The 21,056-nt window shown below is 60.8% G+C and carries 20 protein-coding genes; 10 read left to right on the top strand and 10 right to left on the bottom strand.

Features of this window, described 5'->3' with window-relative positions; all coding sequences use genetic code 11:
• Nucleotides 1–81 precede the first annotated feature (81 nt).
• The gene (locus tag ACO07N_RS05090) at nucleotides 82–966 is read left to right on the top strand and encodes a YihY/virulence factor BrkB family protein (protein WP_421979981.1); all 885 of its coding nucleotides are present in this window, start codon (nucleotides 82–84) and stop codon (nucleotides 964–966) included.
• A gap of 21 nt (nucleotides 967–987) precedes the next feature.
• On the opposite strand, the gene ACO07N_RS05085 is transcribed toward ACO07N_RS05090, so the two are convergent.
• Nucleotides 988–1,914: a DMT family transporter gene (locus ACO07N_RS05085; RefSeq protein WP_421979980.1), complete on the bottom strand. Its 927-nt coding sequence runs from the start codon at nucleotides 1,912–1,914 to the stop codon at nucleotides 988–990.
• 362 nt (nucleotides 1,915–2,276) lie between these two features.
• Between ACO07N_RS05085 and ACO07N_RS05080 the strand changes: the two genes are divergently transcribed.
• Nucleotides 2,277–3,461, top strand: coding sequence for an NAD(P)/FAD-dependent oxidoreductase (locus tag ACO07N_RS05080; RefSeq protein WP_421979979.1), 1,185 nt, complete (start codon nucleotides 2,277–2,279; stop codon nucleotides 3,459–3,461).
• Nucleotides 3,462–3,486: 25 nt separating this feature from the next.
• Here the strand turns inward: ACO07N_RS05080 and ACO07N_RS05075 are convergent, their stop codons facing one another.
• The 7 genes from ACO07N_RS05075 to secA form a co-directional block, all read right to left on the bottom strand.
• The gene (locus tag ACO07N_RS05075; protein ID WP_421979978.1) at nucleotides 3,487–4,284 is read right to left on the bottom strand and encodes an alpha/beta fold hydrolase; all 798 of its coding nucleotides are present in this window, start codon (nucleotides 4,282–4,284) and stop codon (nucleotides 3,487–3,489) included.
• Nucleotides 4,285–4,360: 76 nt separating this feature from the next.
• Nucleotides 4,361–5,542 (bottom strand): adenylate/guanylate cyclase domain-containing protein, encoded by a 1,182-nt coding sequence (locus ACO07N_RS05070; RefSeq protein ID WP_421979977.1) that lies wholly within the window; start codon nucleotides 5,540–5,542, stop codon nucleotides 4,361–4,363.
• A gap of 68 nt (nucleotides 5,543–5,610) precedes the next feature.
• Nucleotides 5,611–7,116 carry a glycosyltransferase family 39 protein gene (locus ACO07N_RS05065; protein WP_421979976.1) on the bottom strand — a complete coding sequence of 502 codons (1,506 nt, stop codon included), beginning with the start codon at nucleotides 7,114–7,116 and terminating at the stop codon, nucleotides 5,611–5,613.
• 35 nt (nucleotides 7,117–7,151) lie between these two features.
• Nucleotides 7,152–7,583, bottom strand: a complete 432-nt coding sequence (locus ACO07N_RS05060; protein ID WP_421979975.1) for a GtrA family protein — start codon at nucleotides 7,581–7,583, stop codon at nucleotides 7,152–7,154.
• Nucleotides 7,573–8,604 (bottom strand): glycosyltransferase family 2 protein, encoded by a 1,032-nt coding sequence (locus ACO07N_RS05055; protein ID WP_421979974.1) that lies wholly within the window; start codon nucleotides 8,602–8,604, stop codon nucleotides 7,573–7,575. Before ACO07N_RS05055 ends, ACO07N_RS05060 begins: the two co-directional genes overlap by 11 nt.
• 147 nt (nucleotides 8,605–8,751) lie before the next feature.
• Complete coding sequence (locus ACO07N_RS05050; RefSeq protein ID WP_421979973.1) at nucleotides 8,752–10,521, bottom strand: B12-binding domain-containing radical SAM protein; 1,770 nt, start codon at nucleotides 10,519–10,521, stop codon at nucleotides 8,752–8,754.
• 263 nt (nucleotides 10,522–10,784) lie between these two features.
• Complete coding sequence (secA, locus tag ACO07N_RS05045) at nucleotides 10,785–13,559, bottom strand: preprotein translocase subunit SecA (protein ID WP_421979972.1); 2,775 nt, start codon at nucleotides 13,557–13,559, stop codon at nucleotides 10,785–10,787.
• A 268-nt stretch (nucleotides 13,560–13,827) separates the two neighbouring features.
• On the opposite strand from secA, the gene ACO07N_RS05040 reads away from it, so the two are divergent.
• The 4 genes from ACO07N_RS05040 to ACO07N_RS05025 all read left to right on the top strand — a co-directional run bounded on the left by ACO07N_RS05040 (nucleotide 13,828) and on the right by ACO07N_RS05025 (nucleotide 16,807).
• Nucleotides 13,828–14,691, top strand: a complete 864-nt coding sequence (locus ACO07N_RS05040; RefSeq protein ID WP_421979971.1) for a peptidylprolyl isomerase — start codon at nucleotides 13,828–13,830, stop codon at nucleotides 14,689–14,691.
• Between the two features lie 140 nt (nucleotides 14,692–14,831).
• Complete coding sequence (argJ, locus tag ACO07N_RS05035) at nucleotides 14,832–16,073, top strand: bifunctional glutamate N-acetyltransferase/amino-acid acetyltransferase ArgJ (RefSeq protein ID WP_421979970.1); 1,242 nt, start codon at nucleotides 14,832–14,834, stop codon at nucleotides 16,071–16,073.
• 83 nt (nucleotides 16,074–16,156) lie between these two features.
• Entirely contained in the window at nucleotides 16,157–16,558 is a 402-nt protein-coding gene (locus ACO07N_RS05030; protein WP_421979969.1) for a (deoxy)nucleoside triphosphate pyrophosphohydrolase, read from the top strand.
• A 39-nt stretch (nucleotides 16,559–16,597) separates the two neighbouring features.
• Entirely contained in the window at nucleotides 16,598–16,807 is a 210-nt protein-coding gene (locus ACO07N_RS05025; RefSeq protein ID WP_421979968.1) for a Flp family type IVb pilin, read from the top strand.
• Between the two features lie 51 nt (nucleotides 16,808–16,858).
• Here the strand turns inward: ACO07N_RS05025 and ACO07N_RS05020 are convergent, their stop codons facing one another.
• Nucleotides 16,859–17,746 (bottom strand): class I SAM-dependent methyltransferase, encoded by an 888-nt coding sequence (locus ACO07N_RS05020; protein WP_421979967.1) that lies wholly within the window; start codon nucleotides 17,744–17,746, stop codon nucleotides 16,859–16,861.
• 157 nt (nucleotides 17,747–17,903) lie between these two features.
• On the opposite strand from ACO07N_RS05020, the gene ACO07N_RS05015 reads away from it, so the two are divergent.
• The 4 genes from ACO07N_RS05015 (at nucleotide 17,904) to ACO07N_RS05000 (ending at nucleotide 20,462) form a co-directional block, all read left to right on the top strand.
• On the top strand, nucleotides 17,904–18,680 hold the full coding sequence (locus ACO07N_RS05015) for a ComF family protein (RefSeq protein ID WP_421984381.1): 777 nt from the start codon (nucleotides 17,904–17,906) through the stop codon (nucleotides 18,678–18,680).
• 107 nt (nucleotides 18,681–18,787) lie between these two features.
• The gene (gene grxC / locus ACO07N_RS05010) at nucleotides 18,788–19,045 is read left to right on the top strand and encodes a glutaredoxin 3 (RefSeq protein WP_306141858.1); all 258 of its coding nucleotides are present in this window, start codon (nucleotides 18,788–18,790) and stop codon (nucleotides 19,043–19,045) included.
• A 47-nt stretch (nucleotides 19,046–19,092) separates the two neighbouring features.
• Nucleotides 19,093–19,947: a carbon-nitrogen hydrolase family protein gene (locus ACO07N_RS05005; RefSeq protein WP_421979966.1), complete on the top strand. Its 855-nt coding sequence runs from the start codon at nucleotides 19,093–19,095 to the stop codon at nucleotides 19,945–19,947.
• Nucleotides 19,944–20,462, top strand: a complete 519-nt coding sequence (locus tag ACO07N_RS05000) for a DUF1178 family protein (protein WP_421979965.1) — start codon at nucleotides 19,944–19,946, stop codon at nucleotides 20,460–20,462. The genes ACO07N_RS05005 and ACO07N_RS05000 overlap by 4 nt, the downstream gene beginning before the upstream one ends.
• Before the next feature lie 58 nt (nucleotides 20,463–20,520).
• Here the strand turns inward: ACO07N_RS05000 and ACO07N_RS04995 are convergent, their stop codons facing one another.
• Nucleotides 20,521–21,033: a hypothetical protein gene (locus ACO07N_RS04995; RefSeq protein ID WP_421979964.1), complete on the bottom strand. Its 513-nt coding sequence runs from the start codon at nucleotides 21,031–21,033 to the stop codon at nucleotides 20,521–20,523.
• Nucleotides 21,034–21,056 lie beyond the last annotated feature (23 nt).

The raw sequence follows: 21,056 nt of genomic DNA, 5'->3' as shown, positions 1-21,056 counted from the left end.
TTGTTCTTCTTTCGGAGGGGGGTGAATTCACAGTCTACTCTTGACTGCGAGGGGCGACGAAGGCCAGATCAGGTTATGGGCGTGCAACAGGGCTTTCTGGCCGTTTATTCGGTTCTCAAGGATGCGATCGGGCATTTTTCGCGCGACGACGGCTTCGCGATGGCAAGTCATGTCGCGCTGTCAGGGCTGCTTGCCATTTTTCCGATGCTGATTTTCATCGCGTCGCTGTCCGCCTTTTTCGGCATGACGGGCGCGGCGGACACGGCCTCGGACCTGATTTTCGACGCCTGGCCGGAATCGGTCGCCGCCCCTGTCGTGCGCGAGATCCACAATGTCCTGACCGTCCCGCGCGGCGACCTGTTGACCTTTGGCGCGATCGCCGCGCTCTGGTTTGCCTCCAACGGCGTCGAGGCGCTTCGGACCGCGCTCAACCGGGCCTACAGGCAGATGGAGCATCGCTCGATCTTCTTTCTGCGGCTGCAATCGCTCGGACTTGTGCTGCTCGGTGCCGCGATCCTGCTGGCCTATACATTTCTCGTTGTCCTCGCGCCGCTGGCCCTGGACGCCCTGGAAGCCTATGCCCCGCAAGTCGAGACTTTCCTGCTCTCCATCAACGTCGCCCGCTATTCGCTCGCCGGGTCGCTGCTTGTCATCGGCCTGTTCGTGACCCACTGGCTGTTGCCGGCCGGTAAGAGGTCCTTTCAGGATCTTTGGCCGGGTGTTCTGGCGACGCTGGTCATGTGGATCATCGCGGGCAGCGCCTTCGGTGCCTATCTGGCAAGCTTTGCGAATTACGTCTCCACCTATGGCGGCCTTGCCGGCATCATGACCGCCCTGATCTTTCTCTATATCTGTTCGCTTGTTTTCATTCTGGGCGGCGAACTCAACGCGGCGATCTCCCGGCAGCGCCGCTTCCGCAAACGCGTCAAGGAGCGGGCCGCCGCGGCTGTCGCTTCGGAGGTGTGAGCACCGTCAGAAGGCTTTGCTTCAGGCCTTTTTCGGGGTCTGCCGGATCACCAGGACAGCGCCGATAATGAGCGCCATGCCCGCAACCTGAACAAGCGTGAGCGTTTCATTGAAAAGGAAGTAGCTCTCGACCGCCGTTGCCACCGGCACGAGATAGAAAAGGCTCGCCACCTGCGAAACGGCTCCCTCGCGGATCAGGAGCATCAGCAGCAGAACCGCGCCGACGGACAGAACAAGGACCAGCCAGACAAGCGCGAAGACAAGTTCGCCAGACCAGACGATGTGCCAGGTTTCGAACAGGGAGAGCGGTGTAGTGACCAGCAGCGCCCCGACATACTGCCAGATCGTTGCGGCGAGGAGATCCGTCTTCACGGCGAAACGTTTCTGGTAGACCGTACCGAGACTGATCGCGGCCACGGACACCAGGGCAACAGCAACCGTGATCGCCGTGATCCCGGTGCCGCTGATATCGAATTTCGGTCCGAGAACCAGAAGCAGGCCGACACCGCCGATCACCATGCTGATCCAGTGCTTCCTTGAGATCGATTCGCCCAGCAGCAGGACTGCGATCAGCGCCGTCAGGACGGGCTGCAAACCGACGATGATCGAGGATGCACCGGCGGGCATGCCCTGCTTGATGGCCCAGAAAATACCCCCCAGATAGATCCCGTGAACCAGCATTCCCGTGACAATGCAATGCAGAATGGCCATCGGCGTGACGGGCCAGGCTTTCGTCAGAAAAAGCGCGAGCACCAGAAGGATCGGCAAGACGGAAAAGAACCGGACCGTCAGGAAAACCATCGGATCGATGTAGGGCGCGCCGAGTTTCGATCCGATGAAGCCGGTCGACCACAGCAAGACGAAGATCACCGGTGCGGCTTTTGTCAGATAGCTCAAGTCAGCCTCGAGAAGGGGATCGACGCAGATGCGCGTCCGAAGAAAGTCCATCAGCGCCACTCGCCGCCCCGCCCCGAGCGAGGTCAAGAGTGCGCGCCTTCAGGCAGTGACATATTCCGCCTTCGCGCGGCGCGCAATCTCCATTTGGGAACCGGCACCGAAACAGCTTGTGCCAGGACACTCTGCAAACGCCGCAAGATATGGATTCCGGAGCTTCCAGTCCGGAAAGTCATCGCGTCATTTCGCCCTTCTGGCGGAGCGATAATCTTCGTGCTAGAGCATCGTTCGTTCAAATGAACGCACAAGGATGCTCGATCACTCCGGAAACGGTCAACTTTGGATGTTCAGCCGCTTGCGATTGAACTCCGGTTGCCCCAGTGACGACGACATTTGCATTGAGAAGGCGCAACGGAATGCAGGAAGAAATCGTCATCATCGGAGCCGGCCAGGCCGGTTCACAGCTTGCTCATTCGCTCCGCCAGGGCGGCTTTGAGGGTCCCTTGCGCCTGATAGGCGAGGAACCGCATCCGCCTTACCAGCGTCCGCCGCTTTCCAAGAAGTATCTCGCGGGAGACGTGGGCGCTGAAGGACTCTGGCTACGCCCGCCCGCGTTCTTCGAGACGAACAGGATCGACCACATTCCGAATACCAAGGTCGTCGCGATCGACCGCGCGGCCAAGCGGCTCGATCTGGCGAACGGCGACACGCTTCCCTACGGCAAACTCGTTCTGGCGACCGGTACGAATGCGCGTTCGCTGCCGCTTGCGGGCGCCGACAAGAAAGGGGTCGCAACCCTGCGATCGATTGCGGATGTCGACGCGATCCGCGAAGGCCTGAAGACAAGCAGCAATATCGCGATCATCGGCGCGGGCTATATAGGTCTGGAGGTCGCCGCGGTGGCAAAGGCAATGGGCAAGTCGGTGAGTGTCATCGAAGCGCAGGACCGGCCGATGAAACGGGTGGTCAGCCAGGCTGTGTCGGACTACTTCGCCAAGCTGCATCGCGACAACGGCATCGATCTCCGGCTGGAGACCGGCGTTGAAGGCCTGGAAGGCGACGGCGCTGTCTCCGGCGTGAGGCTCAAGGGGGGAGAACTCGTTCCGGCCGAACTCGTGCTTATCGCTGTCGGTGCCGAGCCGAACGATCACCTGGCCACGGAGGCGGGGCTTGAAACCGACAATGGCGTACTGGTAGACGGGTCCGGCCAGACCAGCGATCCGGACATCTACGCGGTCGGAGACTGCACGCGCTTCTATTCCAACCGGTATCAGCGCTCCGTGCGCATGGAGAGCGTTCAAAACGCCATCGATCAGGCAAAGGCCGCGGCCCAGTCGCTGTTGGGCGAGGAGGTCGACTATGATCCGTTGCCGTGGTTCTGGTCGGATCAATACGACGTCAAACTGCAGATCGCGGGCCTGTCGGAAGGCTATGACGACACGGTCGTTGTCGGGTCACCCCAAGACCACAAGTTCTATGTCGCCTATCTGAGCGGCGGCAAGCTCATCGCGGTCGACAGCATCAATTTCCCGCGCTCGCACATGCTGGCGCGCCGCGTCATCGGCGAAGACTGGCGCGAGGGTCTGCTACCGGACGCCTGACCCTGACGCTGACCCCGGGCGGGCGTCAGACGGCGCCCGCATTTTGCAGGATGAGCCGGGTCACGTCTTTCGGGATCTCCAGATGCGGCATGTGCCCGACCCGTTCGAAAATGTGGGTCGCGACGATCCCGGGAAGCTTGTGTGCCTGCCGGGTCGGCAAGACCCGGTCCTGCGTGCCCCAGATCACCTTCATCGGCATCGGCAGGGCAGCCAGTTCGTCCCTCGGCAGCGTCTTTTGAACTGCGCCGTCGATGATTTCCTCCACGATGGCCTCGAGCGTTGCGGTCGCGCCGGGTTTGGACCGGCTTTCGGCGACGGTCTTGGCCAGGTATTTGGGGAGCCGGTACTCCCATCCGAAAAACTGTTCCAGCAACACTTCCATGCCCGCCGTGTCGGTGGTCGTTGCGTATCGGCGCAGCAGGCGGTGATTGATTTCCGGACCGAAGCCGCCGGGCGCCAGCAGAGTGAGGCTCGCGATCCTGTCTGGGTCGTTGAGCGCGACAAGCGCGGCGACCGCGCCGCCCATGGAATGCCCGACAAGGTGAACCCGATCCAGGTTGAGCGTCTCCAGCGATTGCGCGACCGCCTTGGCCGCAACCCCGGCATTGCCGATGCGCGGCCAGTCGAGCGCCTGCCCGTGGCCGGGAAGGTCGAAGGCAAGCGACCGCTTCTTTCCCGCAAGCGCCGTCTGAATGTTCAGCCAGGTTTGCCGGTCTCCGCCGAACCCGTGCAGGAGGATAATCGGTTCCTGGTCGTTGCCGCCCTCGGCGGCCTGGTCGTTGAAGGGCAGGTGCTGCGGCGGTGCCGGGCGTAGATCGGTCATGTCAGTCTGTTTGTCCTCGGTCCAGGCCTCAATCGGAGATTTCTGAATTTGCGCGGTAGCGCAAAGGCGGGCGTCCTCATGCGAGCGCGAAAAGCGGTTGCGGGTCCGTGAAGCCGCTCAGTTCGAACGACCCGACGGGTATTGCGCGCGCACCGCACAGTCTGGCGACGTCTTCGGTCATCAGAACATCGGATCCCGCGGTTTTCGTGAGGCTTTCGATGCGCGCGGCGGCATGCACCGTCTGCCCGATGACGGAAAAGGTCAAGCGGCTGGGCACACCGATATTGCCGAACATGACCGATCCCACGGACAGGGCGACGCCTGCCTGCATTTCCATGATGTTCGATTTGTCGTCGTTGATGGCTTTCAACCTTTTTCGCGTCTCGTCCGCCGCCCTGATCGCCTGGGCTCCGGCCTTGTCGAGGCCCTGCGTGTCGAGCGGAAAGACACCCAGCACGGCGTCGCCGATGAAATCGAGAACTTCCCCCTGGTTGGCGAGGATTGCCCCGGCGGTCGCTTCGAAATAGGTGTTCAGCCAGTTCAGATAGGCATCGGGGCCAAGTTCCTCGGCGATCGCCGTTGAGCGGCGCATGTCGCTGTAATAGATGACCGCGTCCAGCGTTTCGCCGTCGCCATGCCGGATCTGTCCGCTCAGAACCTTGTTGCCGGCGTTCTTGCCGAGATAGGTCTCGGCGATCGTCCGGCTGATCTGGCTTTCGATGGTCGCGCGTGCGGCGAGCGCAAGCCGCTTCTGGATATATTCTATGGCCGACAGGGCATCGTCGCCGAAACCCGTTTCGTGCCGCGTCGACCAGCTGACAATGATACCGGTTGTGGGGTAGTCCTCATTCGTCACCGGGAGATCGAATTTCGTCGGCAAGACGAGATAGTCGGTGTAACCGGCATCGCTCAGCCGGGTCAGCAACGGAAATTCCTGAGGGGCATTGGACTTGGCCAGCCGGCGTCTGAACCGGGGCTCCTTGTTGACGAGGACGGCGCGCACCGGGCTTTTCAGCCATTCTTCGGTCTCTTCCTCCGAATGCGCGATCAGGTCGTGCTGCAATTCACTGCCGCTCTCCCAGACGACGACCTCGGCCTCGATCAGGGGATGCAGCGTGGACCAGGCCATCATCGCACGGTCGATCGGGACGTCGCATTTGCGCATGCGCTCGCACATCTGTGCGAACATCTCTGCAAGGTCCGGTGACCCGAGGGCCTGGCCGATGAGCCAGTCCTCGATGTCGTCGATTTTCGCCATACTGATCATTGGGCCAACGTAGTGGTCTTTGCCCGCGGTTTCCAGTTGGAGCGTGCCGCTGTATGTCCTTAATTCACGGGAGCTTCGGCCACTTTGCCCGGGGGGATGATGAGCCAGTTTACGGTAACCTGCGGAATTTCGGCATCGGACAGATAGTCGAATGTCCTGCTGCCCTGGCGGACGGCGTCGGGATAAAGTTCCAGAAACTCCCGCAAGGGCCTGTCCCTGTCACCGCGCCAAACGATCATCAGTCCCTTGTCCTGCACGTCGCCGATGTCGATCCACGGGCTGAGCGTCCGGCTGTGGAGGTAGAACATCGACGGCCTGCCGGGCGCGTGCAGGGTGACATTGGCCGCGGACCACATGTCACCGGCCACATAGGCCAGTTCGGAATTCTGGTCTTCTTTCCAGATCCGCGCCATTTCTTCGGCAACCGCGCGTGCGGGATAGTGGATGCGGGTCTGTTTCTGCTTCCAGTAAGGCTCCAGAACCGCCTGACCGAAGATCACCGACAGGAAGATCACCTGGATGGCAATGGCCGCCGCCAGGGCACGGCGCGGGTACGGCCAGAGCACTGGAAGAGCGGCGAACCGGACGGCCACGACACCCGACAGCACAAACATCGGTGTGCCCCACATGTGTTCGAATTCGTTTCCAGTCACCGCCGATGCCAGCAGGACGACCAGCAGAGGGACGAAGGCGAACCAGAGCAGGAACCGGTCCTCGTGCGCGGATGCACGCAAGAAGCTCCGGTTCCATCCGGAGCGGAACGTCTTCAGGCCAAGCCATCCGAACCCGGCGATCATGACGAGGAAGATCCCCGCGTGATTACCGACCTGGGCAAGCAGGAAGTTGAGCGGGTTCCACAGATGACCGACGATCGAAGCGGCCGGCTTGCTGCGGCTCGCGGCGTATTGGAGCGTCAGGAAATCGGTGTCCAGCAGCCAGAGGATATGAGGTACCAGAAAGACCAGACCGGTCAGTGCGCCGAGCCAGGGACCGGGTGTCGCGAGCACCCGCCTGGCATCGCGGAAAACAAGTACGTAAAGTCCGATCGTGCCGATGAGCAGAAAAACGAAATACTTCGTGTAGAGACCGAAGGCAGCCAAAGCGCCGAGCAACAGCCAGTCGGCGAGACGTCTTGTTTCGAGCACCCGCAGGAACAGGAGGATCATGCCTGTCCAGACAGGGATCTGCAGAATGTTCGGGTTGAACTCGGGCATTGGCAGCGTGAAGTAGAATGTGACGCTGGTCAGCACGATCGACCAGAAGCCTTGCCAAGCGCTCAGGCCGAGGTGCCGGCAGATCTTCCAGATGAACAGATACCCGATCGCGGCGGAGAGCGCGCTCAGCCAGTACCCGCCGACATACGTCCCGCCTGTCAGGTGACGGGTCGCTTCCAGCAGCCAGGCCTGCATGGGCGGGTGCTTGGTATAGCCGAGTTGCATCTCGCGGCCCCAGGCAAATCCCTCCACGACGTCGAGCGGCGGGCCGGGAAACGTGAGCGAGGGAATCAGCGCATAGAGCAGCGTCAGACCGGCGGCGTAAAGCAGTGCAGCGCGCGAAGCGGTCATTCTGTTTCCCTTTTCGCGGGCTTGAGGACGGACGGTCAGGAGGCGGCGGGATGGTGGGTGAAGGCCCACAACCTGGCGCCGACGAACGAGAAGGCCGGAACAACGGCGATCGCAAGCCAGAGGCCGTAGATCTCGGGCCAGGGCGCAAAGGCAAGCCACAGGGCGAGGATCGTCGAATTGAGCGCAAAACCGCTGACGGAAATGACCAGGAACCTTGCCATGCTCTTCAGCATGGTCCCCGCCTGCCTCAGGTGACTGAAGCTCCAGAAATAGTGGCCGCTGAAGGACACCGTGAAGGCGGCCAGGAAACCGAAGACATTCGAGGGCACGACGGCAAGAAGACCGGCCTCGAACAGGACGGACGCGACGACGGCGTGGGTCAGGGTGGCCAGAATGCCGATGAGCGCGAACTTGCCGACGGCCGCGCCTTCCGTCTTCAGCGTGTCGCGGTTCACCTTAGCCAGCATGTGTTTCCTTGCCCGTCCCGGCATCTTCCTGCTGCTCGCTCTCGATGACGTCCTGCAGGATGTAGACGGGTCTTTGCTTGGCTTCGTTGAAGAGGCGGGCGATGTATTCGCCGATCATGCCGATGGAGAGCAGCTGGACACCCGAAAAGAACAGCAGTGCCACCATCAGCGAGGCATAGCCCGGCAGGTCCGCGCCGAACAGGGACGTGCGCACCGTCAGGTAAATGGCATAGGCGAACGCGCCGAAGGATATCGCGGCGCCACCGTAGAACCAGACGCGCAACGGCAGCGTGGTGAAGCCGGTCAATCCGTCCAGCGCGAAGTTCCAGAGTTTCCAGTAGTTGAACTTTCCGTCGCCGGCCTTGCGCACGGGCCTTTCATAGGGGATGGCCATGGCCGGAAAGCCGACCCATGCAAACAGCCCCTTCATGAAACGGTTTCTTTCCGGCAGACGAAGCAGGGCATCAATGACGGCCCGGTCGATCAGCCGGTAGTCTCCCGCATTGGCCGGCATGTCGATATTCGCAAGCCGGTTGAAGAGCTTGTAGAACATGTTGGCGGTCGACCGTTTCAGTACCGTGTCGGAAGACCTGTCCACACGGAGACCGTAGATCACGTCATAGCCGGCGCGCCAGCCATCCAGCATCTGCAGGATCAGGTCCGGAGGGTCCTGAAGATCGGCGTCCATGATGACGGCAATGTCGCCGCGCACGGCTTCAAGGCCGGCGGACAGGGCTGCTTCCTTGCCGAAGTTCCGCGACAGTCCGAGGAGCCGTCCCGGAAGACCGCTTTTCAGTTTTTCGGACAGGTAGTCCGCGGTCGAATCTCTGCTGCCGTCATCGATGAACACGTATTCGTACGCGAGCCCGGTCTTCTCGAGCACCGGCCGGGTTGCCTCCAGAAAATGACCGATCACGTCTTCTTCGTTGAAGACGGGAACAATCACGCTGAGCAAGGGGTCGGCCGGTCTTGCTGTCTCCCGGCGCGAGACATAGATTTTCGAGGCAGCCGTCTGGTTCATCAAGGTGTCGGATCTGAATTGGGGCCAGGGTGTTCCGCGCAACCTGCCGCAAATCCGTGCAAAAGACCAGCCCAAGCTTCGCTGCCGGCACGGCGCTTCACAGTTCGCGGCTGCGCGATGTTGTACGCTGCCGCTGCGTCACGCTAATCAGGCGGAGGCGGTTTTCTCCCTGGGCTGGGTTTTGTCCAGGATTTCCTTCTGCTTCCTGGCCTTGGCTACGGCCTGCTTTGCGGCGTCATTGAGATTGAAGATCTCGAGATCCTCGTTTTCGGCATCCGTCACGGGCTGAATGGCGAAATCGGTGTAGGCCGCTCCCCGCGGGTCTTTCTGGATCCGTTTGCGCAGTTTGTGGATCTTCCACCCGTAAAGCCCGAAGCGTGCATATTTGACGAGGCTTTCGAGCGCAAAGGACGGATAGTGCAGCACCGCGGGCAGGCGGCGGAACCCGGGTCTGCGCTGGCGCGGGTCCTTGTAGCGGAAGTAGCCGCATTGCTGCGGATGAACCCCTTCGAACCGCATGGCACCGTAGATCTGCAGGCACAGCCGCCAGACCCTGACCGGCTTGATGCCATAGGCGACGTTGCGGCGCATCAGGGTTTCGACATGGTCGTCGGTATAGTACCAGTCCCAGATATCCCGGTAGGTCTGCTGCCAGACTTCGGCGCTCATGGTGGGGTGTTCGCAGGTGGTGTGTTCCAGGTCGTACCTGTTGAGGTCCGGATCGAGCCAGGTCCCTTTCTCGTAAAGTTTCTGGTGATCTTCCGAGCCGGGCAATGGCGTGAGCATCGTGAATTCGAGCATGTCGACCGGCAGTTCACGCTGGATGATGCCGATGTCGCGGCGAATGCTCTCCGGCGTGTCATTCGGCAGCCCCATGATGAAACCGGCATAGGTCATGATGCCGGCTTCCTTCCAGAGCTGGAACATTTTCCGGTATTCGGTGATGCGGTTCTGGCCTTTCTTCATCTGGGCGAGGTTTTCCGGATTGATGCTTTCCAGGCCAATGAAGACATGGGTGCAACCCGCGCGCGCGGCCTTGTCGACGAAACCCGGCATCCGGTGCGCCAGCGTGTCGATCTGGATCAGGAAGTGGATACGGATGCCATCGCGTTCCTTCAGCTCGATGATACGATCGAAAATGGGTTCCCAATTCTTGTTGCGCGCGAAATTGTCGTCCGTGATGAAGAACGACGTGATGCCCTGGTCGTGGTTGGCCCGGATCAGTTTTTCGATGTCGTCCGCGTCGCGCCAGCGCGACTTGCGGCCCTGCACATTGATGATGGTGCAGAACGAACACTGAAACGGACACCCGCGGCCCGCGTCAAAGGAGGACAGGCTGCCGTCATATTTTCGCACGATGGATTCCGGCAGAAGCGGTGGCACCTGGCTTTGCAGTCCGGGCAGATCGTGCATCACGTTGTAGACGGGTTTGAGCGTGCCGGCCTTCGCTTCCACAAGCAGGCTTTCGAAATGTTCCTCTGCCTCGCCTGCGAACAGGACGACGCCCATATCGATCGCTTCCTGGAGATCCGATGGCATGTCCTTGAGCATCGACAGGCAGCCGGAGACGTGAAAGCCGCCGAGGATGACGGTCACGTTGTCCTTGCGGAGCTGCCTTGCAATATCAAGCGCGCGGGGAAACTGGTTGGACTGAACACCCACGAGACAGACGATGCCGGCACCGTCTCTCGTTTTGCTGACGATATCTGCCAGCGGCACCCGCATCGTCATTTCATCATAGGCGTTGACCGAGATGGCGGTCTCATCTCCGAGCACCTTCCGGTCCGCGCAGTCCTGTGCGATGGCGTAAAGACATGCCATGGAATTGGAAGGTATCCAGGCCTTCCACCATTGCAGTACGTAGCCGTCGTCGTCGTAGTGCGACGGTTTGATGATTTCGATGTGAAACGTACCCATTCTGCATGGCCTCGCTGTCGCAGGGCATTGCAGCTCTCGAAATGGCGGCGAACTGCGCCGTTTAGGGTCCTGACCCTAGTGCTTGAAACCGAGAACCCAAGCCCGTCCACTCGATTGATTACGTAAGGTAAACCATGATCAGGTGCCGCACAACACGTTGTGCTGCCGCGAGATCACCGGCCATGTATGTTCCATACAGCCAAAACAAAACCGGCACTCGCGTGGAGTGCCGGTTTCAAAGACCGTCCGCGATGACGACAGGGTCAGGTCAGCGCGCCGTGGCAATGCTTGTATTTCTTGCCGGAACCGCAGGGGCAGAGCTCGTTCCGGCCGACCTTGCCCCAGGTCGAGGGGTCGTCCGGGTTGCGCTCGCCCGGAGGCACGGCCTGCAGCTGTGCATCCGCGCGCGCCATCTCGTCTTCACCTGTCAGAGGATCGATGTGATGCTCGTGCATTTCCGGCTGCGCCGGCATTTGCGGCGGCTGCTCGGTGACCAGTTCCACGCGCAGCAGCTGGGCTGTCGTCATCTGGCGAAGCTGGGCCAGCATCGATTCAAACAGAGTGAAGGCTTCGGTCTTGTATTCCTGCAGCGGATCGCGCTGTGCGTAACCGCGGAAGCCGACGACCGATCTCAGGTGGTCGAGATTGGACAGGTGTTCGCGCCACAGATTGTCGAGCGTCTGCAGCAGGATGGCCTTCTCGACCTGGCGCATGATGTCGGGCGTATACTTGGCGACCTTTTGCGCCATGGCCTCATCCGCCGTGCGGCGCAGGCGTTCCTTGACCTCTTCCTCGGCAATGCCTTCCTCTGCTGCCCAGTCCTTCACCGGCAGGTCCTGGTTGAGATATTTCTTGACTTCCTCCTGGAGGCCTTCCGTATCCCACTGCTCCGGGTAGGCCTTTTCCGGGATATGGGCGGCCACGAGATCGTCGATGACGTCGTGCCGCATGTCGGTGACCGCGTCCTGGATCGCCTCTCCGTCCATCAGTTCGATGCGCTGTTCGAACACCACCTTGCGCTGGTCGTTCATGACATCGTCGAATTTCAGGAGGTTCTTGCGGATGTCGAAGTTGCGGGCCTCGACCTTCTGCTGGGCCTTTTCCAGGGCCTTGTTGATCCAGGGATGGATGATGGCTTCGCCTTCTTCCAGTCCGAGTTTCTGCAGCATGGAGTCCATGCGTTCGGACCCGAAGATGCGCATCAGGTCGTCCTGGAGAGACAGGAAGAACTTCGAATGTCCGGGGTCACCCTGACGGCCCGAACGGCCGCGCAGCTGGTTGTCGATCCGGCGGCTTTCATGGCGCTCCGTGCCGATGACATAGAGCCCGCCGGCTGCGAGAGCCTTTTCCTTGAGCGCTTCAACCTCGGCCCTGATCGCGGCTTCCTTCGCAGCGCGCTCTTCGCCCTCGGGCATGTCGCCGAGTTCCATGGCGATCTGCATGTCAGCGTTGCCGCCGAGCTGGATGTCGGTTCCGCGGCCGGCCATGTTGGTCGCGATCGTGACGGCGCCCGGCAGTCCGGCCTGGGCAACGATGAACGCTTCCTGTTCGTGATAACGGGCGTTCAGGACCGAGAAGATCTTGGACTTGCCGTCATCCTTCTTCTGGGCGGCGGCAAAGGCCGCAGGGTCGCTGAGATCGATCTGCTTGTAGCCGTGCTTCTTCAGAAGATCGGCGAGAAATTCGGACTTCTCGATCGACGTGGTGCCGACAAGGATGGGCTGGCCGCGCTCCTTGCAGTCGTCGATCAACTGCGCGATCGCCGTGAATTTCTCCTGGACGGTCCGATACACCTCGTCATCGTCGTCCAGCCGTTTGACCTCGACGTTGGTCGGGATCTCGACGACCTCGAGCTTGTAGATGTCGGCAAATTCGTCGGCTTCCGTCGCAGCCGTACCGGTCATGCCGGCGAGCTTGTCGTACATGCGGAAATAGTTCTGGAACGTGATCGACGCCAGCGTCTGGTTTTCCGGTTGGATACGCACCTTTTCGCGGGCCTCGAGGGCCTGGTGCAGGCCTTCGGAAAAACGGCGTCCGGGCATCATGCGGCCGGTGAACTCGTCGATGATGACAACTTCGCCGTTGCGGACGATGTAGTCCTTGTCGCGCTGGAAGAGCTTGTGCGCCTTCAGGGCCTGCTGCAGGTGGTGAACGATCGACACGTTCTCCACGTCGTAGAGAGAGTCGCCCTTCAGGAGTTCGGCTTCGCTGAGCAGGGCTTCGAGTTTCTCGTTACCGGCTTCCGTGAAGGTTGCCGAGCGCTGCTTCTCGTCGAGTTCGTAGTCTTCTTCCGCGAGGCTGGGGATGAAGGCATCGACGGTGTTGTAGAATTCCGACCTGTCTTCCAACGGCCCGGAGATGATCAGCGGTGTCCGCGCCTCGTCGACAAGAATGGAGTCGACCTCGTCGACGATGGCAAAGGAATGATCGCGCTGCACCATCGACGCGCGGTCGTGTTTCATGTTGTCGCGCAGGTAGTCGAAGCCGAATTCGTTGTTGGTGCCGTAGGTCACGTCGGCCTCGTAGGCGGCGCGGCGCTCGTCATCGGACAGACCGTGGACGATGCAGCCGACCGTCAGTCCGAGAAACTTGTAGACCTCACCCATCCATTCGCTGTCGCGCTGGGCGAGGTAGTCGTTCACCGTGACGACGTGAACGCCCTTGCCCGTCAGAGCGTTGAGGTAAACCGGCGCGGTCGCAACCAGCGTCTTGCCTTCACCGGTTCTCATTTCCGCGATCTGTCCTGAATTCAGAACCATGCCGCCGATAAGCTGAACATCGTAATGGCGCTGGCCGAGCGCACGCTTGGCGGCTTCGCGTACGGTCGCGAAGGCCGGAGCGAGGAGATCGTCAAGGCTCGCACCGTTTTTCAGCTGGTTCCTGAATTCATCGGTCCGGGCCCTGAGGGCTTCGTCGGACAGGGCCTGAACTTCCGGCTCGAGAGCGTTGATCTCGTCGACCCTTGCTCGAAATGTCTTGATCTTCCGGTCGTTCGCAGATCCGAAAAGCTTACGTGCTAGTGCGCCAAGGCCAGCCATGTGGCGGTCCTTCCCTACCCGGCGGCGCCCACAATGGCAATATGGCGCCCGCCCTTGAAATCGTCTCAATTGCTGTCCACGTTGCCGCCAGACGCAACGCGCCGGCCGGTGAACGCGGCCTGAAAGATGCCTTCCCGCCCAAAAGCAGGGACGCCCGACAGATAAGAGGGGGCTCTATGCTTGTCAACGCCGCTGGAATAGGCAAAGTACCCACGCCCTCCTGAATGAGGGAACGAAAGTTACAGTTCCTATACGTAAAGGACTTCTCATGTTCCGAATTTCGATGCGCAGGCCGGTTCAGGCTGTCGCCGTTTCCATGCTGGCCGTGACGCTCGGATCCGCCTCGCTCAGTGCCGCCGAACCCGGTGACGTGGTCGCCAGGGTCGGCGATGCGGATATCACGGAAGCCGATATTGCGTTTGCCGCACAAGACCTTGGCCAACAGTTGCAGCAGTTTCCGCCCGATCAGTGGCGGGCACTCCTGCTGGACGTTGTCGTCGACATGGAACTGATTGCACAGGCAGCACGCAAGGATGGCCTGGACCAGGACCCGGACTTCAAGAAGCAGCTGGAGTTCCTTGAACTGCAGGCATTGCGCAATGCCTATATCTCCCAGAAAATCGACGGAGCGATCACGGACGAGGTGCTCAATTCGGCCTACGAGGAAGAATTCAAAGACTACGAGGGTCCGGAAGAGGTCAATGCGCGTCACATTCTGGTGAACGAGAAGGTGGAAGCCGAAGACCTGATCAAGCAACTGGACGACGGTGCGGACTTCGTCGAACTCGCCAAGGAAAATTCCACGGGGCCCTCCGGCCCGAACGGCGGGGATCTCGGCTATTTCGGCAAGGGACAGATGGTCAAGCCGTTCGAGGACGCCGTGTTCGAACTTGAGCCCGGTGCCTATACCAAGGAACCGGTCCAGACCCAGTTCGGGTGGCACGTGATCAAGATGGAGGACAAGCGGCGTCAGGAAAAGCCGGCATTCGAGGCCGTCGCCGGCGAGCTGCGCCAGCGGCTTATCCGCGAGCAGTATGAAGCCAGGATGGCCGAGCTCAAGGCGGCGACCGAAGTGGAAATTCTCGACGATGCGCTTCAGCTGCCAAGCCAACAGGGTGAGGCGGCGCAGTAACGCGGTCCGCGTATCTTTGAAGAACCCGGCGGTGACATCCGCCGGGTTCTCGCGTTTTCCGAACCTTTTCGAAAAGACTTGCGCTTGCCAAATGCGCTCTCTAAGGACAGCTGATCTTTCAATCAACCGGGACAGCTGTCATGTCGACGACCGTTTCTCCGCTCGCTCCGAAATCCATTCCCGACATGCCGGAGATCCCGGGTGTCCGCTTTGCCACCGCGGCGGCGGGGCTGAAATATGCGGGCCGGACGGACGTTCTGCTTGCGACCCTGGACGAAGGCACGACGGTGGCCGGTGTCTTCACCCGGTCGAAGTGCACATCCGCTCCGGTCGACTGGTGCAAGGACAAGCTCCGGACGGGAACCGCGCGGGCGCTTCTTGTGAACTCCGGAAATGCCAACGCTTTCACCGGCAAGAAAGGCAAGGCGGCCGTGGAACTGTCCGCCGACATCGTTGCCGGATCGCTCGGTTGTTCGGAGAACGAGATCTATCTGGCGTCCACGGGCGTGATCGGCGAGCCGCTTCCTGCCGAAAAGTTCCAGGATGTCGTCGAAGGCCTGAAGTCCGGGCAGGATGAGAACGCCTGGCTTGACGCCGCCAAGGCGATCATGACGACAGACACCTATCCCAAGGTGGCAACCAGCGCCGTGGTTTTGGGCGATCAGACAGTCACCATCAGCGGGATCGCCAAGGGAGCGGGAATGATCGCCCCGGACATGGCGACGATGCTGTCCTTCATTTTTACCGATGCCGCGATTTCGCAGGATGTGCTGCAGGCCTTGCTGAGCGCCGAGACGGACGGCAGTTTCAACGCCATTACCGTCGACAGCGATACCTCGACGTCGGACACCGTCCTGCTGTTTGCAACGGGACGCGCGGCGGAACGGGGCGTTGCGCCGATCCAGTCGATCGACGACCCGAGATCCGCAAGCCTCCGGGTTTCCCTGCGCGGTGTCATGCAGGATCTTGCGCACCAGATCGTCCGGGACGGCGAAGGCGCGCGCAAGTTCGTCGAGATCAGCGTCGAGAGCGCCGAAAGCGACGCGTCTGCCCGGAAGATCGCGATGGCGATCGCGAACTCGCCGCTCGTCAAGACGGCGGTCGCCGGCGAGGATGCGAACTGGGGGCGGATCGTCATGGCGGTCGGAAAGGCCGGAGAGCCGGCCGACCGGGACAAGCTTGCCATCTGGTTCGGCGACGTGCGTGTCGCCGTAGAAGGCGAACGTGATCCCGGCTACAGCGAAGAGGCTGCGTCTGCCGTGATGAAACAGGAAAACATCTCCATCCGGGTGGATCTCGGGATCGGTTCCGGCCGGTCCAGGGTCTGGACCTGCGATCTGACAAAGGAATATGTCGCGATCAACGGTGACTACCGGAGCTGATCGAAAATTGGCAGATATCGCAACGTAATCTTTGACATGCTTAACGGCTCCTTGTTCCCCGGTTGAAAACTGGATCGAAATTCATGACAAAAATCGTCCTAGTTGCCGCCTGCGCCCTTGTCGACGTGGACGGGCGCATCCTTCTTGCGCAGCGTCCCGAAGGCAAGTCCATGGCAGGATTGTGGGAATTTCCCGGGGGGAAAGTGGAAGCAGGGGAAAGACCGGAAGAAACCCTGATCCGCGAACTTGGTGAAGAGCTCGGAATCGAAGTTAACGAGGCGTGTCTGGCACCCCTCACTTTTGCCAGTCACACTTATGAAGATTTTCATTTGCTGATGCCACTTTACATCTGCCGCAGGTGGACTGGCACCCCGATTGGACGGGAAGACCAGGCGCTGAAGTGGGTGCGGGCAATGAGACTGAGAGACTTTCCGATGCCGGCGGCTGACGAACCTCTCATTCCGCACCTGATCGACGCAGTATAATCAGGCAAGGCAGAGACCTGTCGGGCGGGAGTTTGTAACATGAAAAAGAAGTCAAATCCGGACGCATCGGCCAATCGTCTGCCCTCCCGCTTCGTGAATGACGAAAGCGGTGCGACGGCCATCGAATACGGGTTGATTGCCGGGCTGTTGGGGTCGGTCATCATTCTGGCCATGGTGCCTCTGGGAACCACCATCAGCGACGATGTCTTCGGTGCGATCGCAGGTGCCCTGGACAGCGCGTCAAAGTAGTTTTCCGTTTCCCGAAAGCTTTTCGATTTAGCAGTTTCTATCTGATCCTGGTCAGACTTTTCTCTCAGGAACCCCGAGCGCGTCGGCCAGTCTTGTTTTTGCCGCACCCGGACGCAGGGGCTTTTGCTGGCTCTCGTGCGGAGCCCATCCCGACAAGGTAATCAACGTGAAGGTGGCCCTGATGCGCCCGTCTGTATCCGCGTGGTCTTCGGCGTATATCTCGGCGGCACGAAGCAGTGCCGCGCGCGACAGGGGCCGCCCTTCACCCTGCTTCAGGACAGATGTCGCGCCCATGTCCCGCAAGTCGCGCAGGAGCGAAAACATCGTGTCATAGCGCACGGTGATCTTGTCCATGTCGGTGACCGGCAACGAAAATCCCGCGCGCTGAAGCAGACTGCCGAGATCGCGCGTGTCGGCAAATGGCAGGACCCTGGCCGCTGCGCCGCCGCTGGTTTCCAGCTCCGCGCGCGTCAGGCTGTCCCGCAGCTCGGTGAGCGTGCCGGCGCCGGGCAACACAGCCATGAACAGGCCGTCGGGCGCGAGCGCGCGCCTGATCTGTATCAGGCTTCCGGGCAGGTCGTTGACGAGATGCAGGTTGAGCGCCGACACGACCAGATCGACCGACTGATCCTTCAACGGCATAAGCGCGTCGTCGACAACGAGATCGGGCGGTGGCAGATGCGGGTCGGCGAAAAACAGATCCGCACGCAGGATGGTCTCGGCCTTGCCGCTGTCGCCGATCGCCTTTGATATCCGGCCAGTGTGGCCACCGAGGTCGACCGCGGTTCGAAAGACCCGGTTGATCAGGAGCAGGCGGTCCTGCAGATCGTCCGCGACATTGGCCAGCAGAAAGTCGGCCCCGGTTTTCGCGCGCTTGAGTGCGCGCTGTCGCCTTTTTCGGAGCAAGGCACGGTCAAACAGATCGGTTTGCGCGGTCACGTTAAGTCCGGTCGGTGGTCGTTTGTGACCGTCACTTAGGACATACGGGTTTCAAGGTCAAAGTCCCGATTTTTCAAAAAGGGGTTCAATTCTGTTTTTATCAATTATAAGTTGCTTTCGTGCGAGCTGCACTTGGGGGACTGATCAATTGATTTTCATGCGGGAAAAGCTGTCGAGCGTTTCCTCGGGCGTTGTCCGGGGGGCTTTGGATGCTCTGCTGCCACTTAGGTGTTTGTGTTGCGACCGGAGAGTGGGGTCGGACGACGGATTGTGTCCGGTCTGCTGGCATGGCATGGCGTTTATCGAGAAACCGGTCTGTTACAGGCTGGGGACACCTTTTGCCTATGATGTCGGTGAGGAGACCTGGAGCCCGCGCGCGATTGCCGCGCCGCCCGTTTTTGACCGGCTGCGCTCGGTGGCTTTCTACGAAGGCTCCGCGCAGCGCCTCGTGCTTGCCTACAAGTTCGGCGGCAGGCGGGAACTCGCCCGGCCCATGGGCAAATGGATGTGTAACGCCGGGCGCGAGTTCCTGGGACCGGACAGCGTGATCATTCCCGTCCCGCTGCACTGGGCCCGGCTGGTATCCCGGCGGTTCAATCAGGCGGCCACGCTTGCGCAGGTGATCGCGACCGGGTGCGGGGGGACGTACCAGCCCGACATTTTGAAACGGCGGAAGCGGACCCGAAGGCAGGTTGGTTTGCCGGCCAAGGAAAGACGGAAAAATGTCCGGTCGGCATTCAGCGTTGACAAAAGCCGCCTTGACCGGCTGGAAGGCCGTCACGTTGTTTTGATCGATGATGTGATCACCACCGGCGCGACCGTGACGGCATGCACGAAAACCCTTCTTGCGGCGGGGGCGGCTTCCGTTGACGTTCTCACATTTGCACTTGCGGATCCTGCGCGAAGCGACGCCGGGCAGGAAATCCACCCCTGACGTTTCGCTTTGCGTCTTGTGTTTCCGCAAACTGCACGCATATATCGCCCGACTTTGATTGGCACCTCCGGGCTCGGCGGTGCACCTGCAGACGACGGGACTACGATATGGCCAAGGTGGAAATTTATACGCGGCAACTTTGCGGATTTTGTACCGCAGCCAAACGTTTGCTCGACAAGAAGGGCGTGGACTACACCGAATATGATGCAACCTTCGACGGGGGGCTGCGGAAGCAGATGATACAGAAGGCGAACGGCCGCTCGACCTTTCCGCAGATCTTTGTCGGGCAGACTCATGTCGGCGGCTGCGACGATCTGCACGATCTGGAGCATTCGGGCAAACTGGACGCTCTGCTCGCTTCCTGATTAAGTGTCCGGGTAGAGAATTGCGTTCTTCCGGGTAGAGCGAACGAATGACCGTGATAGCTGCAGCCTGCATTCAGCTTCGAAGTGGCAAGGACATTTCGGAAAACACCGCGCGTGCGGAAGACCTGATCAGGGCGGCTGCCGGCGACGGTGCCACATATATCCAGACACCGGAGATGTCGAATGTCCTGGTGCGCAGCCGTGAAGAGCTGATCGCCCGGATAGATGTCCTCGACCGGGACGTGTTCGTGACCATGGCCCGCCAGGTGGCCGCGGATCTGGGCGTCTTTGTTCACGTCGGATCGGTTGCGGTTCTTGCGGAGGGCGGCCAGGTTGCCAACCGGGCTGTCCTGATCGCACCGAACGGCGCGATCGTCGAGACCTACGACAAGGTCCACATGTTCGATGTCGATCTGCCCGGCGGCGAGAGCTGGCGGGAATCGTCCACCTACAGGGCCGGAGAACAGGTTCCAGTCGTTGACCTGCCATTCGGCAAGCTCGGGATGGCCATTTGCTACGACATTCGCTTTCCCGGGATCTTCAGGGCTCAGTCGCGCCTGGGGGCTGACATCCTGACGGCACCAGCGGCGTTCACGCGGCAGACTGGCCAGGCCCACTGGCATGTGCTACAGCGCGCCCGCGCCATCGAAAACGGTGCCTATGTCATCTCGGCTGCGCAGGGAGGCCGGCACGAAGACGGGCGGGAAACATTCGGGCACAGTCTCATCGTCGACCCGTGGGGGGATGTCGTTGCCGAACTGGACACCGACGCACCGGGCCATCTGGTCGCCGAGATTGACCTAGCCAGGGTTTCCAAGGCACGCGCGCGCATTCCGGCAATTGCCAATGAACGTGATTTCGACTGCCGCATGACCCGGGCGTTCAGGGAGGAGCCTGCTTGATCAAGTATTCGCTTGTTTGCGATGCCAAACACGGTTTTGAGGGCTGGTTCCGGAATTCCGGAGACTTCGATTCCCAGCTTGCGCGGCAGCTGGTGACGTGCCCGGCCTGTGGATCGGCGAAGGTTGAAAAAGGGCTCATGGCCCCCGCGGTGTCGACATCGCGCAGCAAGGAGGCGCGCGGAATTGCCCCGGCGGCGCAGCCGCATGAGCGCGAAGAGCCTGCGGCCGTGCCCAGATCCAAATCGGTGGATACCGCGCTGCATCCTTCCGCTCTGCTTCCCGGCGACGTTCGGCAGAAAGAAATTGTCGAAGCCATCAGACAGGCCCGCGCACGGATCGTCGAAAGCTCGGAGAATGTCGGAACAGGATTTGCCGACGAGGCACGAAAGATCCACTACGGCGAAGCCGAGGAGCGGAGCATCTACGGCGAAACGACGCCCAAGGATGCCGTCGACCTCCTTGAAGAAGGCATCCCGGTGATGCCGCTGCCGGAACTTCCCGAAGACAAGAACTGACCCGGCGCCGGGTCCGGCGACGATCTCCAACGTGCCGCCGGACGCCTGCTTGCGCCGGTTACTTCTGCTTCTTGGCTGCCGCCGAAGAGCGCGAAGGCGTCTTGGCCCGAGCCGGTTTCATGTCGGCAAGCGTTTCTTCCGCCGCCTTGCCGAGCTCACCGACATTTTCCATTGCCGCCTCGTTGAGTTCCTCCACGACGGCTGCGCCCTGCGAAAAACTGTCCCGGAACAACGATGCCTGCTGCTCGAAGTGCTCCTGGTATTCAGTCGCCATCTTCGAATAGAATTCCTGAAGCGTCGCGAGTGTCTGCTCCGGCGCGACACATTTCGTCAGAGACTTCGCGCATTCAAAGTCCTCGTGAAGCCTGTGGCTTACGAACTCCATATGGTCCTCGAAAGCCTTTTCGGCATGGGACCACATGGTGGTTCCCATTTTCTGGAACCCAGCGACAGTCTTGGCCTCGATCCTGTCTTCCCGCTCGGCCAGGGACCAGTTCGTGAAGGACGGCATCGGCCACTCGAACTTGAGCGAGGTGAAGTCGAATACGTCCGGATTGCGTTTGGTTGCCATGTGTGATCCTCCGCTTGTCTGCC

Origin of the sequence: Roseibium sp. (genome assembly GCF_965229775.1) — a bacterium.
Taxonomy (GTDB): domain Bacteria; phylum Pseudomonadota; class Alphaproteobacteria; order Rhizobiales; family Stappiaceae; genus Roseibium.
This window is presented reverse-complemented; position numbering and strand designations above follow the sequence as displayed.

Coding starts and splice junctions, on each gene's coding strand:
- ACO07N_RS05075 (WP_421979978.1), bottom strand. CDS start 4,284: ATGACCGATCTACGCCCGGCACCGCCGCAGCACCTGCCCTTCAACGAC.
- ACO07N_RS05065 (WP_421979976.1), bottom strand. CDS start 7,116: ATGACCGCTTCGCGCGCTGCACTGCTTTACGCCGCCGGTCTGACGCTG.
- grxC (WP_306141858.1), top strand. CDS start 18,788: ATGGCCAAGGTGGAAATTTATACGCGGCAACTTTGCGGATTTTGTACC.
- ACO07N_RS05060 (WP_421979975.1), bottom strand. CDS start 7,583: ATGCTGGCTAAGGTGAACCGCGACACGCTGAAGACGGAAGGCGCGGCC.
- ACO07N_RS05055 (WP_421979974.1), bottom strand. CDS start 8,604: ATGAACCAGACGGCTGCCTCGAAAATCTATGTCTCGCGCCGGGAGACA.
- ACO07N_RS05015 (WP_421984381.1), top strand. CDS start 17,904: ATGCGGGAAAAGCTGTCGAGCGTTTCCTCGGGCGTTGTCCGGGGGGCT.
- ACO07N_RS05005 (WP_421979966.1), top strand. CDS start 19,093: ATGACCGTGATAGCTGCAGCCTGCATTCAGCTTCGAAGTGGCAAGGAC.
- ACO07N_RS05030 (WP_421979969.1), top strand. CDS start 16,157: ATGACAAAAATCGTCCTAGTTGCCGCCTGCGCCCTTGTCGACGTGGAC.
- ACO07N_RS05040 (WP_421979971.1), top strand. CDS start 13,828: ATGTTCCGAATTTCGATGCGCAGGCCGGTTCAGGCTGTCGCCGTTTCC.
- ACO07N_RS05070 (WP_421979977.1), bottom strand. CDS start 5,542: ATGGCGAAAATCGACGACATCGAGGACTGGCTCATCGGCCAGGCCCTC.
- ACO07N_RS05025 (WP_421979968.1), top strand. CDS start 16,598: ATGAAAAAGAAGTCAAATCCGGACGCATCGGCCAATCGTCTGCCCTCC.
- secA (WP_421979972.1), bottom strand. CDS start 13,559: ATGGCTGGCCTTGGCGCACTAGCACGTAAGCTTTTCGGATCTGCGAAC.
- ACO07N_RS05080 (WP_421979979.1), top strand. CDS start 2,277: ATGCAGGAAGAAATCGTCATCATCGGAGCCGGCCAGGCCGGTTCACAG.
- ACO07N_RS04995 (WP_421979964.1), bottom strand. CDS start 21,033: ATGGCAACCAAACGCAATCCGGACGTATTCGACTTCACCTCGCTCAAG.
- argJ (WP_421979970.1), top strand. CDS start 14,832: ATGTCGACGACCGTTTCTCCGCTCGCTCCGAAATCCATTCCCGACATG.
- ACO07N_RS05085 (WP_421979980.1), bottom strand. CDS start 1,914: ATGGACTTTCTTCGGACGCGCATCTGCGTCGATCCCCTTCTCGAGGCT.
- ACO07N_RS05050 (WP_421979973.1), bottom strand. CDS start 10,521: ATGGGTACGTTTCACATCGAAATCATCAAACCGTCGCACTACGACGAC.